The organism is Aeromonas rivuli (genome assembly GCF_000820045.1).
Lineage (GTDB): Bacteria > Pseudomonadota > Gammaproteobacteria > Enterobacterales > Aeromonadaceae > Aeromonas > Aeromonas rivuli.
Window position 1 is genome coordinate 1 of record NZ_CDBJ01000003.1, and the last position, 14,756, is coordinate 14,756.

Here is a 14,756-nt window from a genome sequence, read left to right on the forward strand (position 1 = left end):
AGTTGAAATGCGCTGGCAAGGGGGTTTCTGTAAAAAAGTGTGCTTTTCTAACGATTTCTTGTCGAGTGGCGATTTAACCACCAACTATCGAATAAAAGCCCCGCATCAGCGGGGCCAAGGGCATCAGAAGAGATGTATTAGCGTTTTTGCCAGAAGTCGCGAGCAAAGACTCGCACCTTGTCCCAATCGGTAAACTCTATGTCTTTGCTGGTATCAGTGCTGCCACCCGTGACCTTCATGATCAGCTGGATGATGCGGGTCTGCCACCAGTTGTACTTGGAATATTGCAATGCACCGGCAAAAACGCCCAGGTTCTTTGGCTTCCAGGGCGAGCTACGCAGAAACTTCTTCATATAGGCGTTGGTTTGCGGTGTCTGCTTCTCTGGCTTGCGGGCGGTCAGGTTGACGCAGAAGAAAGCCGCATTGGCCACTTCCAGCTGTTCATGGTGAGCGTGGATGAAGCTGAGCAGGCTGGGATGAAAATGGCCATAGCGGATCGATGCACCGATCAACACCTTCTTGAACTTGCTGAGGTTGCACATGGGCAAGCTGTGCAGATCATGTGTGACGACCTCACATCCCGGCATCTCCTCCAGCATGACATCAATGATTTTTCGGGTTTGACCATCCCGTGAGGAATAAAGCACCAAAATCTTATCCATACCTACCTCAACTACGCCAGAATGCAGGGGTTAACAGTACCAGAAGTGTAAAAATTTCCAATCGACCAAACAGCATAGCGATGATCATGATCCATTTTGCGGCATCCGTGGTGTTGGCAAAATGAGGCGCCACCTCTCCCAGGCCAGGGCCCAGGTTATTGAGGGAGGCCACCACGGCGGAGAACGCCGTCAACTCATTCATACCCGTTGCAATCAAGCCCAGCATACAAAGGATGAAAATCGTGGCATAGGCGGCAAAGAAGCCCCAGACCGCCTCTATCACCCGCTCGGACAGCGCCTTGTTACCCAGTTTAATCCGGTAGACGGCGCGCGGGTGGACGAGGCGCTTCAGCTCTCTCATCCCCTGCAGATGCAGCAACATTAACCGTACTACCTTGATGCCACCGCCAGTACTGCCCGCGCAGCCACCCACGAAGGAGGCAAGCATCAGCAGGATCGGCAGAAACAGCGGCCACTCGGAGAACCCCGTGGTGCTGTAACCGGCCGTGGTCGCAATGGAGACAGACTGGAATAGCGCATGGTCCAGGGTCTCCCCCCAACTGTCATAGCTGACATGGCGCATCAACACCAGGAAGCAGATCAGGGTCAGTCCCAGTTGCAAGGCAACAAACACCTTTACCTCGGGGTCCTTCAGATAAACATAGAGGCGCATGGGTCTGTGCGCGAAGGCCGCGAAGTGCAGGGTGAAATTCACCCCGGCAACCATGAGAAACAGCACAGTGATGAGATTGATGGCACTGCTATTGAAGTAGCCGATGCTGGCATCATGGGTCGAGAAGCCGCCGATGGCCACGGTGGAGAAGGAGTGGCAGATGGCATCGAACATGGTCATGCCCGCCATCCAATAGGCCAGGGCACAACTGAGAGTAATAAAGAGATAGATGTACCAGAGCGCCTTGGCGGTCTCGGCGATGCGCGGTGTCACCTTGTTGTCTTTGACCGGCCCCGGGATCTCGGCGCGATAGAGCTGCATGCCGCCTATGCCAAGAATGGGCAATATGGCGACCGCCAGCACTATGATACCCATGCCGCCGAGCCATTGCAGCAGTTGGCGATAGAACAGGAAGGCCTTGGGTAACTCATCGAGCCCGGTGAGCACGGTCGCCCCCGTGGTAGTCAGCCCGGAGAAAGATTCGAAGAAGGATTCCGACACGCTCATGTCCGGCACTTCGCCCAGCATAAAGGGCAGAGCCCCCACACTGCCAAGCACAGTCCAGAACAGTACAACGATGAGGAAACCCTCTTTCGACCTCAGCTCTTTCTTATGATGCCGATTGGGAAACCAGAGCAGCAGGCCAAGCAGCAGGGCGATGAAGAAGGCTCCGACAAATTCGGAGCCGCCCCCATCCCGATAGCCAAAGGCCACCAGAGCGGGCAGCAACATGGTCGAGCTGAACAGCGCCACCAGCAGGCCAACGATGCGGATAATACTCAGAATGTGCATGCAGGCCCCGCCTCGGCAATAAAACAGCGATGGATTCTAGCCATCTATGGGCTGCAGAGATACCCGCCCGTGCGTTCTATCGGTCAGCATCTGGTTGACCTGCTGCCAATCCGTGCTTGCCCAGTCGACTTCGAGCCGTACCCGCTGGCCGTAATCCGACTGACACACCTGACCATGATGACTCAGCAACAGGGCATCAATTACCCCCATGTCCCCATAGTCACACTCGATGAGCGAGGGGCGCAGGGCTACCTTGTGCCGGGTGGTGAGCGCCTTGAGTGCCATCCCCACCCCACCGCCATAGGCCTTGACCAGGCCCCCGGTACCGAGCAGAACGCCGCCATAGTAGCGCACCCCCACGGCGGCTATCTCGCCGACCCCGGACCCCATCAGTTGCGCCAGCATGGGCTTGCCCGCAGTCCCCGATGGTTCGCCATCGTCACTGAAACCATACACCTGGCTATCCTTGGGGGCCCCTGCAACGAAGGCCCAGCAGTGGTGGCGGGCCCCCGGGTGGGCTCGGCGTACCGCCTCTATCCAGGCCTTGGCTGCCGCGACCGTCGGAGCATGGCCAAGCAAGGTGATGAAACGGCTCTTCTTGATCTCCTCGCTCACCTCGACCCCTGCCATCGGTACCGGATAACCCGAGTCCATCAGAGCCCGGCCTGCCTGGTGAGATTCTCCACCCCATGGCTGTGCAGCACTATGTTGTCCTCGATGCGGATGCCGCCAAACGGCCGCAGCGCGTCTACCTTCTGCCAATTGACTCGCTTGCCCTGCTCGCTGCCTTGCAGGGGCTCGAGCAGGCTGTCAATGAAGTAGAGGCCGGGTTCTATGGTGAATACCTGGCCCGGCTCCATCACCCGGGTGCAACGCAGGTAGGGGAACTGTTCGGGTGCAGAAAGATGGGTGCCACGCTCATCCTGCATGAAGCCACCCGCATCATGGACCTGCAAGCCGAGGAAATGGCCGAGACCATGAGGGAAGAACACATTGGTGACGCCTGTGCCTATCATCTCGTCCACCGACATGTCGACCAGCTCGACCGATTGCAGCAACCGCGCCAGCCTGTGGTGCATCTGCTGATGCAGCTCTGTGTAGCGGCGTCCCGGCTTGATCTCGTCGATGATGGCCTGCTGCTGCTCGTCCATGGCGGTGATCAAGTCGGCAAATTCGCCACGACGCCAGGCCCAGGTGCGGGTGATGTCCGAGGCATAACCGTGGAAATCGACGCCGGCATCGATCAGGAAGGAGTGGCGATCGATATCGGCCACTCGCTGATGGGAGAGCTGGGTATAGTGCAAGATGGCGGCATTGCGGTTGATGGCGACGATGTTGCCGTAGGGCGCCTCATTGGCCCCCTGTCCTACCGCCTTCATATAGGTCAGGTTGATCTCGAATTCGCTCGCCCCCGCCATGAAGGACTCCTTGGCGGCGATGTGGCCACGCACCCCGAGCCGGTTCGCCTCGCGCAGACACTCCAGCTCGTAGTCAGTCTTGTAAGCCCGGTGATAATGCAGATAGTTGAGCACGGCTTCTGGATTGGGCTGGGTCAGTCCCAACAGCCCGGCTACCTCGAGATGCCCCCCCAGATAGGCCCATGTCTGCTTGTCGGCGGGCAGGTGGTCAGCTACCTGTTCCGGTTTGGTCAGGAAACGAATATCGAAGAAATCGACCCAGAAGGCATTGGGCAAGTCCGCCACCTTGTGCCAGAAATCCACCGGTCGATAGAACAACAAGACGGGCTTGCTCACCCCATCCACCAGCAGCCAGCAGTGGGGGTTGTCCAGCACCGGCAGCCAGGCCTTGAAGTGGGGATTCACCTTGAAGGGGTAATCCTGATCATCGAGGAAGATGCGATGGGTCTGACCGGCATGTATGGCCAGACCGCTGAGCCCTTGCTGCTGCAATATGTCGCGGGTACGGCGCTGCAAGGTCTCGATGTGCTGGGCGAAAAGTTGGCTGTAACTGCTCATGGCATCCTGCTCCGACATGGTTGTTAACCCAGCATAACATCAAGCGCGAGGTGCCTCGACCCGTCAACCCTTGGCTTCGTGAGGTAAAGCATGAGTGACAGGGCACTTGTTATTAAAAGCAAACTCACCATTAACAAATAAAAAACAATTCAATACACTGCCGGTAGACATATGCAGTCAGGGACTACTCAATGCACAACCGCCGCCTGTGGCAACCGGACCAGGCCAGGATCAGCCAATCCAACCTTCATCAGTTCATGGGCGAGGTCAATCGCTTCCATGGCCTGCAGCTGCACAGCTACGCCGAGCTCTATCAATGGTCGGTGGAGAAGACCACCCGCTTCTGGCCCCTGGTGTGGCAGCACTGTGGCGTCAAGGGGGAGCTTGGCAACATAGTGGCGGAGAACCGCCAGGAGATGCAGCACGCACGCTGGTTTCCGGACAGCCGGCTCAACTTCGCCGAGAACCTGTTGCGTCGCCAGGACGAGAGTCCGGCCATCATCGCCAGCCTGGAAGGCAGCCAGCGCCGCACACTTAGCTGGCGTGAACTGGGGCAGCAGGTCGCCAGTCTGGCTCAGTGGCTGCGTGGTCAGGGCATTGGCAAGGGCGACGTGGTTGCCGGCTACCTGCCCAATATCCCGGAGGCGCTGGTTGCCATGCTGGCCGCCACCAGTCTGGGGGCTATCTGGACCTCCACCAGCCCGGACTTCGGTGAAGCCAGCGTGGTGGAACGCTTCGGCCAGACTCGGCCAAAGGTGCTGTTTGCCGTCGATGGCTATCGCTATAACGGCAAGGCGGTCGATATCCAGGACAAGGTCACCAAGGTGGCCTGCCAGCTCGACAGTCTGGAACATCTCATCCTGATCCCGCTGCTCGGTCTGACGTCGAACCATGCCGGGGCCGACAACCTCCCCCGCCAAGACTGGCATCAGCTACTCGCCAGCCAAGAGGGCGCCAGCCTGCGCTTCGAGCCCATGGCCTTCAACGATCCTCTTTATATCCTCTATTCATCCGGCACCACCGGCAAACCCAAGTGCATAGTGCACGGCATAGGTGGCACCCTGCTCCAGCATCTCAAGGAGCACCAGCTGCACTGTGACATCAAGCCGGGGGAGCGGGTGTTCTACTTCACCACCTGCGGCTGGATGATGTGGAACTGGCTGGCGAGTGCGCTGGCTTCCGGCGCCACCCTGGTGCTCTATGATGGCTCCCCCTTCTACCCCGATGGCAATGTGCTGTGGGATCTGGCCCGAGATGAGCAGGTCAGTCTGTTCGGCACCTCGGCGAAATACCTGGATGCCCTGCACAAGCAGGGCTATGCCCCGATCAATACCCATGACTTGCCGCACCTGCGCCTCATCTGCAGCACCGGATCTGTGCTGTCGCCGGAGGGGTTTGACTATGTCTATCAGGGGATCAAGCAGGATGTGCAACTGAGCTCCATCTCCGGCGGCACCGACATCTGCTCCTGCTTCGTCATCGGCAACCCCATCAGCCCCGTCTATCGGGGTGAGAGCCAGGGACGCGGCCTGGGGCTGGCGGTGCAGGTATTCAACGAGGCGGGCCAAGCGGTACAGGGGGAGAAGGGAGAGCTGGTCTGCACCAAGCCCTTCCCGGCCCAACCTGTCGGTTTCTGGGGTGACGAGAGTGGCGACAAATACCACGCCGCCTATTTCGATCGCTTCGACAACATCTGGTGCCACGGCGACTGGATTGAACTGACCGACACTGGTGGCATCCTCTTTTATGGTCGCTCCGATGCCACCCTCAACCCCGGTGGCGTGCGGATCGGCACCAGCGAGATCTACCGCTACGTGGAGCAGCTCGACGAGGTGGAGGAGAGCATCGTCATCGGCCAGCAGTGGCAACAGGACGAGCGGGTGGTGCTCTTCATCAAGCTCAAGCCCGGCCTCACGCTGGACGACCCTTTGCGTGATCGCATTCGCCAGCAGATCCGCAACCACTGTACCGCTCGCCACGTACCCGCCCGCATCCTGCAGGTGGATGCCATTCCCCGTACCAAGTCCGGAAAAATCGTCGAGCTGGCGGTGCGGGAGGTGGTGCACAACAGGCCCGTCAACAACACCCATGCCCTGGCCGATCCCGATGTCCTGGATCAGTATCGCAACCGACCGGAGCTCGCCTGCTAGGGACCCCAGCCCTGGTTGTTCCGCAAGGAGTACTGGGGCCGAATCCATGGCGACCTTGACCTGCTAGCCAAGTCTACCCTTCCTACTCCCCCGTAGTGGCGCCGTCCTGGCGCCTCTTTTTTTCCTAATGTAGACCCGGATCACGGCCAAGAGCATTTACTCAAACACTGTTAAACAAATGTTTTAAATAGGTGTTGAAATTGTCACTCTTTGGATCAATAGTGAGCCTCGCCCCCTGCTGGGGAGAAAGGAGCCAAGCCCCCCACCGCGTGGGAACAAGGAGACACTCTCATGATCTACCAAGGCGAAACCCTGTCGGTCAGCTACCTCGAACACGGCATTGCCGAGCTGAGGTTTGATGCCCCGGGTTCAGTCAACAAGCTGGATCGCGCTACCCTGCTCTCGCTGAGCGAAGCGATCGCCGCATTACAGCAACAAGCCGATTTGAAGGGTCTGATCCTCACCTCCGGCAAAGACGCCTTTATCGTCGGCGCCGACATCACCGAATTCCTGGAACTGTTCAGCCTGCCGCAAGACGATCTGCTCGGCTGGCTGAAAAAGGCCAACGACATCTTCAGCGCCATCGAAGATCTGCCGGTGCCAACCCTGTCCGCCATCAAGGGCCACGCCCTGGGCGGCGGCTGCGAGACCATACTCTCCACCGATTTCCGTCTGGCTGACACCACCGCCAAGATCGGCCTGCCCGAGACCAAACTCGGCATCATGCCGGGCTTTGGCGGCACAGTCCGTCTGCCGCGCCTTATCGGCGCCGACAACGCCCTGGAGTGGATCACCACAGGCAAGGATGTCCGTGCCGATGACGCCCTCAAGGTAGGTGCCATCGACGCCGTGGTCGCCCCCGCTGCGCTGCAGAGCGCTGCGGTGCAGATGATGAGAGACGCCATCGCGGGCAAGCTGGACTGGCAGAGTCGTCGCGCCGCCAAGAAAGCGCCGCTGCGCCTCTCCAAGCTGGAAGCCATGATGAGCTTCACCACAGCCGCCGGCATGGTTGCCGCCGTGGCGGGCAAGCACTATCCGGCGCCCATGACCGCAGTGAAGACCGTCGAGGCCGCCGCCGGCATGAGCCGCGACGAAGCCCTCAACGTCGAGGCGCAAGGTTTCATCAAGCTGGCCAAGACCGACGTCGCCAAGGCGCTGGTCGGCATCTTCCTCAACGATCAGCACATCAAGGCGCTGGCCAAGAAGGCGGCCAAGCAGGCAGCCAAGGCCACCAGCCACGCCGCCGTACTGGGCGCAGGCATCATGGGGGGCGGCATCGCCTACCAATCCGCCAGCAAGGGCATTCCGGCGGTGATGAAGGACATCAACGAGAAGGCGCTGGCGCTTGGCATGGGCGAAGCCACCAAGCTGCTCAACGGCCAGCTCGAGAAGGGCCGCATCGACGGCATCAAGATGGGCCAGGTGCTCTCCGCCATCACCCCGACCCTCAGCTATGACAGCGTCAAGCACGTGGATCTGGTGGTCGAAGCCGTGGTCGAGAATCCCAAGGTGAAGGCCGCCGTGCTGGGCGAAGTGGAAGCCGTTCTCGGCGACGACGCCGTGCTCGCCAGCAACACCTCCACCATTCCCATCTCCCTGCTGGCCAAGGGGCTGAAGCGCCCCGAGAACTTCTGCGGCATGCACTTCTTCAACCCGGTGCACCGCATGCCCCTGGTGGAGATCATCCGCGGCGAGCAGACGTCGGACGACACCATCAACCGCGTGGTGGCCTATGCCGCCGCCATGGGCAAGTCCCCGGTCGTAGTCAACGACTGCCCGGGCTTCTTCGTCAACCGGGTGCTGTTCCCCTACTTCTTCGGCTTCAACAAGCTGGTTGCCGATGGCGCCGACTTCGCTGCGGTCGACAAGGTGATGGAGAAGGAGTTCGGCTGGCCCATGGGCCCCGCCTATCTGCTGGACGTAGTCGGCATCGACACCGGTCACCATGCCGGTGACGTCATGGCACAAGGCTTCCCGGCGCGCATGAGCAAGGAAGGTCGTACCGCCATCGACGTGATGTATGACGCCAGCCGCTTCGGCCAGAAGAATGGCAAGGGCTTCTACGCCTACGAGCAGGACAAGAAGGGCAAGCCGAAGAAGGTGGCCGACGCTGCTGCTTACGAGCTGCTGACCCCCATCGCCAAGCCGAAGCAGGAGTTCGACAAGGACGCCATCATAGCCCGCATGATGATCCCCATGATCAACGAGGTGGTGCTCTGTCTGGAAGAGGGCATAGTCGCCACGCCGGCCGAGGCCGACATAGCACTGGTCTACGGTCTGGGCTTCCCTCCCTTCCGCGGCGGCGTGTTCCGCTATCTGGACACCATAGGTCTGGACGCTTACGTGGCCCAAGCCGACCAGTATGCCGACCTGGGCCCGCTCTACCGCGTCAGCGACCGCTTGCGTGAGATGGCCGCCCAGGGCAAAACCTTCTACTGATTGCGCAAAGGAGATCCATTCATGAAAGACGTAGTCATTGTCGACTGTATCCGGACCCCCATGGGCCGGTCCAAGGGCGGGGCCTTTCGCAACGTGCGTGCAGAAGATCTCTCCGCGCACCTGATGAGCTCCATCCTGCTGCGCAACCCCAACCTCGACCCGAACGAGATCGAGGACATCTACTGGGGCTGCGTCCAGCAGACCCTGGAGCAGGGCTTCAACATAGCCCGCAACGCCGCCCTGCTGGCCGGTATTCCCAAGCAGGTGGGCGCCGTCACCGTCAACCGGCTGTGTGGCTCCTCCATGCAGGCGCTGCATGATGCTTCCCGTGCCATTCAGGTGGGTGATGGGGATATCTTCATCATCGGCGGCGTCGAGCACATGGGTCACGTGCCCATGAGCCACGGGGTCGACTTCCACCCCGGCATGGCCAAGTCGGTGGCGAAAGCCTCCGGCATGATGGGGCTGACCGCCGAGATGCTGGGCAAGCTGCACGGCATCAGCCGTCAGCAGCAGGACGAGTTTGCCGCCCGCTCCCACCGCCGCGCCTATGCCGCGACCGTGGAAGGGCGCTTCGCCAAGGAGATCGTCGGACTGGAAGGCCATGACGCCAGCGGCGCCCGCTTCTTCTATGACTACGACGAGGTGATCCGCCCGGAGACCACGGTCGATGTCCTGAGCCAGTTGCGCCCGGTGTTCGACCCGGTCAACGGTACCGTCACCGCCGGTACCTCCTCGGCCCTGTCCGACGGAGCCTCCGCCATGCTGCTGATGAGCGCGGATCGTGCCAAGGCGCTGGGGCTGACCCCGCGCGCCCGGGTGCGCGCCATGGCCGTCGCTGGCTGCGACGCCGCCATCATGGGTTACGGCCCTGTGCCTGCGACCCAGAAGGCGCTCAAACGTGCCGGTCTGACCATGGCTGACATCGACTTGGTCGAGCTGAACGAGGCCTTTGCCGCCCAGTCACTGCCCTGTGCCAAGGATCTGGGTCTGCTCGAGCAGATGGATGAGAAGGTGAACCTGAACGGCGGCGCCATCGCCCTGGGCCACCCGCTGGGCTGCTCCGGCGCCCGCATCTCCACGACGCTCATCAATCTGATGGAGGAGAAGGATGCCACCCTGGGTCTGGCGACCATGTGTATCGGTCTGGGCCAGGGCATAGCGACCGTGTTCGAGCGAGTGTGATGTAAAGCAGACAGCACGCCCGGGGCCACCCGGGCGCCATGAGTAAGTAGCGTCCGGCGGCGCCATCACACGGGATGGCGTCCAGCAGTCGGAACCATGCGCTTGGCCGCCCCGTTTGGGTCGGCCTTTTTTCGTTTAATGCGGCCAAACGGTGGCGATAATGCCCCTAACCTCACATTAGATAGGGGGTTTGCTTGCTTTTTGCCCCCCCGACAGGTTCAATCTGCACAAAAAATGGGTGGATGCACATACATATGTCAACGAGCAAACAACTGCTGATCGTCGATGACGACCAAGAGATCCGTGAACTGCTCAACGAATACCTGACCCGGGCCGGCTTTCAGGTATTGACGGCGGCGGAGGGCAACGAGATGCGTCAGCAGCTCAGTCGTCATAGCCCGGACCTGATCATACTGGACATCATGATGCCCGGTGATGACGGCTTTACCCTCTGCCAGCAGATCCGTCGCGACTCCCAGGTGCCCATCATCATGCTGACCGCCGCCTCCGATGAGGCAGACCGGGTGATCGGCCTCGAACTCGGTGCCGACGACTACATCGCCAAGCCGTTCAGCCCGCGCGAGCTGCAGGCCCGCATCAAGGCGCTGCTGCGCCGCGCCGAGTTCCGTCAGCCGACAAAAGAGAAGGAGCCGAGTCGCCGTTTACAGTTCGCCGAGTGGACCCTGGACACCCTCAGCCACCAGCTGACCCACGAGGATGGCAGCCTGCTGGATCTTTCCGGCAGTGACTTCGTGTTGCTCAACATGTTTTTGCAGCAGCCGGGCCAGGTACTGGACAGAGATACCATCTCCGACGCCACCCGTGGCCGCGAGAGTCTGCCGATGGAGCGCGGCATCGACGTGCAGATCAGCCGCCTGCGCCAGAAGCTGGGTGACAACGGCAAGAGCCCGCGCATCATCAAGACCATACGCGGCAGCGGCTATATGCTGATCGCCGAAGTGCACGAGTTGCCATGAGGGGTGCTCTGGCCCCTGCGCCGCGATCCGCCTCCCCGGCGGGTCATGCGCGCCCCTCACGGGGCATGACGCCATGATGGGCCAGCTCTGGCGGGTGCTGGTGCCCCGCTCCCTGCTGTCACGCATGCTGCTGTTGCTGCTGCTCGCCATCCTGCTCTCCCAGACCATACTCACCGGCATCTGGATGCAGCAGATCCAGAAGCGGGAGCTGGAAGGCATGCTCAGCACCACTCGCAACCTGGCCCTGTCGGCGGCCTCGACCGTCAACTTCTTCAAGTCCCTGCCCCTGCAATATCGCCATATTGCCCTGGATCAGCTGCGCAACATGGGGGGCAGCCGCTTCTTCGTCTCATTGAACGAAGAGGAGATAAAGATCAGCGCCATCCCGGACAGTGAACGCAAGACGCTGGTGCTCAGCGAGGTGCAGGGGGTGCTCAATCGCAAGCTCTCCGATGCCATGGTGATCAAGGTGGATTTCTCCCGCCCCGATGACCTCCATGTGTTCAACAACGACACCCTGCTGGCGGATCTGCCCTCCTCCTGGGCCCGCTACACCCTGTCGCTGGAACCCATCAACCCGCCGGTGCTGGTGACCCAGATCGAGATAGAGCCGGGAGAGTGGCTCTATCTGGCGGCGCTGCTGCCCGCCCCCTACATGACCCTCGACGATACGGTGATGCCGAGCAACCAGGTGCGCTTCATCGCCCTGATGACGGTGTTTCTCTGCTTCTTCACCTTCTTGCTGGTACGCTGGCAGACCCGGCCCCTGCGCCGTCTCGCCAAGGCGGCAGTCAACCTCGGCAAGGACATCGATCAGCCCCAGCTCAAGGAGGAAGGGGCCTCCGAGATAGTGGCGGCCACCCGCGCCTTCAACATCATGCAGCATCGCATCCGTCGCTATATCGATGACAGGGAGCGGCTGTTCAGCTCCATCTCCCACGATCTCAAGACCCCCATCACCCGGTTGCGGCTGCGGGTCGAACTGCTCGATGACGAGACCCAGATCGCCAAGTTCAACAAGGATCTGGACGAGCTGGAGTTGATGGTGAAGGGTGCGCTGCAGACCGTCAAAGAGACCGACATCCACGAGAACATCGAGCTCATCGACGTCAACGCCATGCTGGAGCAGATGGCCGAGGCCATGAACCTGCACGAGGAGCGCCTCATCATAGAGGGCCAGTGCAAGTGGCCTTATCGCGGCAAGTCGCTGGCCCTCAAGCGTTGCATCGGCAATCTGGTGGACAACGGCATCAGATACGGCCAACAGGTACGCATCATCGTCATGGATGACGAAGAGATGCTGATCCTCTTCATCCTGGACCAGGGTCCCGGCCTGCCGGAAGATCAGTTTGAGCGCATCTTCGAACCCTATGTCCGGCTCAGCCAGGATCAGGCTGGTACTGGCTTGGGGCTGGGTATTGCCCGCAACATAGCCCACGCCCATGGCGGCGATCTGGTGCTGGAAAATCGTCCCCAGGGCGGCTTGCAAGCCACCCTCTCCCTACCAAGGCAATGATCCCATGAAGTGGCTTTCTCTCTCTCTGTTCACTCTGATCTCCCTGCCAGCACTCGCCTCCCAGGTCGAAGTCCTGCACTGGTGGACCTCCGGCGGCGAGGCCAAGGCGGTGACCGAACTCAAATCCGAGTGGGCGGCCCTTGGCAATCAATGGAATGACTTCGCCGTCCAGGGTGGCGGCGGCAAGAGCGCCATGACGGTATTAAAGAGCAGAGCACTGGCCGCCAACCCGCCAGAGGCGGCGCACCTCAAGGGTTATGAACTCAAGGAGTGGGCCGGGCTCGGCTTTTTGCGCGACCTCAGCCCCATGGCCGAACACCTCGGCTGGTACCCGCAGTTGCCTCCCATGGTGCGCGAAACCCTGAGCCAGAACGGCGCCTTGATGGCGGTGCCAACCGGCATCCATCGCGTCAACTGGCTGTGGCTCAACCGCAAGGTGTTCGAACGCCTCGATCTGACCCCACCGACCGACTGGAGCCAGTTCATGGCGGTGGCCGAGCAGCTCAAGGCGCAGGGCATCACCCCGCTAGCCATAGGCAATGAGCCCTGGCAGCTGGCGGTGTTGTTTGAGGCGGTGGCGCTGGGCGAGGGCGGAGTAGACTTCTATCGCAACGCCTTCCTCAAACAGGATGAGGCGACCCTGACCGGCCCTGACATGGTGAGGGTGCTGTCGCGCTTCCACCAGCTGCGCGCCTATGTGCCGCAACGCTTTACCGGCCTGAAATGGCACCTGGCCACCGGCCAGCTGGAGACCGGCGAGGCCGCCATGCAGATCATGGGGGACTGGGTGAAGGGGGAGCTGAGTGCTGGCAACTACCGACCGGGGGAAGATATCGAGTGTCTGCCGAGCCCCGGCAGCCAGGGGCTGTTCAGTTACAACCTGGACTCCATCGCCATGTTCAAGCAGCGGGATCCTGCCCAGACCCAGGCCCAGGGGGAGCTCGCCAGGTTGCTGATGACGCCCCACTTCCAACAGACTTTCAACCGGATAAAGGGCTCTATCCCGGCCCTGATCCAGCCGGACATGAGCCAGTTCGATCGCTGCGCCATCAAGGCGTACCGGGATTTCAAGATTGCGGAACAGAATGGCACCCTGCTACCCAGCATGGCGGAAGGCATGGCCACCCCGACCAACATGCGTCAGGCCATCATGGATGTGCTGAGCAACTACTTTAACGATGGCCGGGCCAATGCCGAGCAGACGGCCCTGCACCTGGCCCGGGCGATCCGCTCGGCGCGCTAGATACCAGCAGACATAAACAAGGCGAGCCATGCTCGCCTTGTTTGATATGCCCTGTCAGGAAGCGAGTCAGAGGTCCTCTTCGTCATCCTCGTAGTAATCGCTCAGCTCAATCCAGAGCCCCAGCCCGATCATCACCATGGCGCCAAACCAGGTGCCGGTATTTCCTATCGGGCTGCCCAGCACTATCATGGAAAACGCCAGGAACCCCATGGCCGCATAGGCCTGCAATCTGCCTTGTGACTGGATCATATTCATACCTCCTTGTTGAATATGGTGCATTTTTTATATTACTCGTCAGGCCACCACAGCATAGAGTCAGGATGAACTTTGGTATCATCCACTGACATTAGTGCTGCAGGTTTGATTATTTTTTAGCCTTGGGTATCATTGGCAGCGAATTAGGTTGAAGGTTGACTATAGATGAGTGATTTATTCTGCGATGCAAACCATGAACTGGATGCAATCGGGCTTCGTTGCCCTGAACCCGTGATGATGGTGCGCAAGCGCGTCCGGACGATGGCCCAGGGTGAGACCCTGCTGGTCAGCGCCGACGATCCCTCCACCACCCGTGACATTCCCAGCTTCTGCCGCTTCATGGATCACACCCTGATCGCCAGCGAGACAGAACAGCTGCCCTATCGCTATCTGATCCGCAAGGGCTCATAAGCCCCTCTTTTCTCCAGGAGCACCCCATGACGATTACCCGTATCGGCACCACGGCCCGCTGGTCTGATGTTGTCATCCACAACGGCACCCTCTACGTGGTGGAGGTGCCCACCAGCGTCGACGCCGACATCCACACCCAGACTCGCGAAGTGCTGGCCAGCCTCACGCAGTTGCTGGAAGCCAACGGCTCCGGGGTCGACAAGATCCTGATGGCCAACATCTACCTCAAGGACATTGCCGACATTGCCGCCTTCAACGAGCAGTGGGATGCCTGGCTGCCCGCTGGCAAAGCGCCGGTACGGGCCTGTGTCCAGGTCGAGTTGGCCAAGCCCGGCTACCGCGTTGAACTGCAACTGGTCGCCGCCGTATAAATCCGGGGGATGCCTGGCTTGCTTGCGTAGGCACAGCGCCGGTACGGGCCTGTGTGCAGGTCGAGCTGGCCAAGCCCGGCTACCGCGTCGAACTGCAACTGGTCGC

13 protein-coding genes are annotated in these 14,756 nt (G+C 60.6%); 8 read left to right on the forward strand and 5 right to left on the reverse strand.

Going from position 1 to position 14,756, the window contains the following annotated elements; all coding sequences use genetic code 11:
• Window positions 1–137: 137 nt before the first annotated feature.
• The 4 genes from hemG to pepQ are packed head-to-tail and all read right to left on the reverse strand — an operon-like array spanning window position 138 to window position 4,103.
• On the reverse strand, window positions 138–662 hold the full coding sequence (gene hemG, locus BN1130_RS00335; protein ID WP_042039566.1) for a menaquinone-dependent protoporphyrinogen IX dehydrogenase: 525 nt from the start codon (window positions 660–662) through the stop codon (window positions 138–140).
• A 7-nt stretch (window positions 663–669) separates the two neighbouring features.
• The gene (locus BN1130_RS00340; RefSeq protein WP_042039567.1) at window positions 670–2,127 is read right to left on the reverse strand and encodes a TrkH family potassium uptake protein; all 1,458 of its coding nucleotides are present in this window, start codon (window positions 2,125–2,127) and stop codon (window positions 670–672) included.
• 36 nt (window positions 2,128–2,163) lie between these two features.
• The gene (locus BN1130_RS00345; protein ID WP_042039568.1) at window positions 2,164–2,781 is read right to left on the reverse strand and encodes a YigZ family protein; all 618 of its coding nucleotides are present in this window, start codon (window positions 2,779–2,781) and stop codon (window positions 2,164–2,166) included.
• Window positions 2,781–4,103: a Xaa-Pro dipeptidase gene (pepQ, locus tag BN1130_RS00350; protein WP_042039603.1), complete on the reverse strand. Its 1,323-nt coding sequence runs from the start codon at window positions 4,101–4,103 to the stop codon at window positions 2,781–2,783. Before pepQ ends, BN1130_RS00345 begins: the two co-directional genes overlap by 1 nt.
• Window positions 4,104–4,294: 191 nt before the next feature.
• Between pepQ and BN1130_RS00355 the strand changes: the two genes are divergently transcribed.
• The 6 genes from BN1130_RS00355 (at window position 4,295) to BN1130_RS00380 (ending at window position 13,613) form a co-directional block, all read left to right on the forward strand.
• Window positions 4,295–6,253 (forward strand): acetoacetate--CoA ligase, encoded by a 1,959-nt coding sequence (locus BN1130_RS00355; RefSeq protein WP_042039569.1) that lies wholly within the window; start codon window positions 4,295–4,297, stop codon window positions 6,251–6,253.
• Between the two features lie 291 nt (window positions 6,254–6,544).
• Complete coding sequence (gene fadB / locus BN1130_RS00360; RefSeq protein ID WP_042039570.1) at window positions 6,545–8,692, forward strand: fatty acid oxidation complex subunit alpha FadB; 2,148 nt, start codon at window positions 6,545–6,547, stop codon at window positions 8,690–8,692.
• Between the two features lie 21 nt (window positions 8,693–8,713).
• Window positions 8,714–9,877, forward strand: a complete 1,164-nt coding sequence (fadA, locus tag BN1130_RS00365) for an acetyl-CoA C-acyltransferase FadA (protein WP_042039571.1) — start codon at window positions 8,714–8,716, stop codon at window positions 9,875–9,877.
• 254 nt (window positions 9,878–10,131) lie between these two features.
• Window positions 10,132–10,854 (forward strand): response regulator, encoded by a 723-nt coding sequence (locus BN1130_RS00370; RefSeq protein ID WP_042039572.1) that lies wholly within the window; start codon window positions 10,132–10,134, stop codon window positions 10,852–10,854.
• A 73-nt stretch (window positions 10,855–10,927) separates the two neighbouring features.
• Window positions 10,928–12,370: an ATP-binding protein gene (locus BN1130_RS00375; protein WP_042039573.1), complete on the forward strand. Its 1,443-nt coding sequence runs from the start codon at window positions 10,928–10,930 to the stop codon at window positions 12,368–12,370.
• A gap of 4 nt (window positions 12,371–12,374) precedes the next feature.
• Window positions 12,375–13,613 carry an ABC transporter substrate-binding protein gene (locus tag BN1130_RS00380; protein WP_042039574.1) on the forward strand — a complete coding sequence of 413 codons (1,239 nt, stop codon included), beginning with the start codon at window positions 12,375–12,377 and terminating at the stop codon, window positions 13,611–13,613.
• Between the two features lie 66 nt (window positions 13,614–13,679).
• On the opposite strand, the gene BN1130_RS00385 is transcribed toward BN1130_RS00380, so the two are convergent.
• A complete protein-coding gene (locus tag BN1130_RS00385) occupies window positions 13,680–13,862 on the reverse strand; it encodes a hypothetical protein (RefSeq protein WP_005903828.1) in 183 nt (60 codons plus the stop codon).
• 171 nt (window positions 13,863–14,033) lie between these two features.
• Between BN1130_RS00385 and tusA the strand changes: the two genes are divergently transcribed.
• Window positions 14,034–14,279 carry a sulfurtransferase TusA gene (gene tusA, locus BN1130_RS00390; protein ID WP_005903830.1) on the forward strand — a complete coding sequence of 82 codons (246 nt, stop codon included), beginning with the start codon at window positions 14,034–14,036 and terminating at the stop codon, window positions 14,277–14,279.
• Between the two features lie 26 nt (window positions 14,280–14,305).
• Window positions 14,306–14,650, forward strand: coding sequence for a RidA family protein (locus BN1130_RS00395; RefSeq protein WP_042039575.1), 345 nt, complete (start codon window positions 14,306–14,308; stop codon window positions 14,648–14,650).
• Window positions 14,651–14,756: the final 106 nt, after the last annotated feature.